This is a genomic window from Pseudomonas sp. EA_5y_Pfl2_R50, assembly GCF_963970475.1.
Classification (GTDB): domain Bacteria; phylum Pseudomonadota; class Gammaproteobacteria; order Pseudomonadales; family Pseudomonadaceae; genus Aquipseudomonas.
The window spans coordinates 1-301 of sequence record NZ_CAXAPT010000226.1 but is presented as its reverse complement, the minus strand read 5'-3'; the positions used below and the strand labels follow the sequence as shown (position 1 = coordinate 301).

The 301-nt window shown below is 60.1% G+C and carries 1 protein-coding gene; it reads left to right on the top strand.

The genetic code is table 11. The features are described from left to right. The coding region (locus AACY19_RS27565; protein WP_339454660.1) for an immunoglobulin-like domain-containing protein at nt 1-301 on the top strand (301 nt) is incomplete at both ends.

Below are 301 nucleotides of genomic sequence, written 5' to 3'. Positions count from 1 at the left end.
TGGTGCCGAGCACGGTTCCAGCCGTCACCGAAGTGACTGACACCATCGACACCTCGACCGTGAAACTGACGGCTGATACCTCGGTGGCTGAAGGCGGCACTGTTACTTACACCGCCACTGTTGGCGCACCAGTCACCGGCTCGCCTGTCACCGTGACGCTGGCCAACGGTCAGAACATCACCATCGAAGTCGGTAAAACCACCGGCACCGTGACCTTCACCGCACCGAACGATGCGTTGACTGGCCACGCGCCGCTGACCAACTCGATCACCGGTGTAACCGGCGGCAACTATGAAAATCT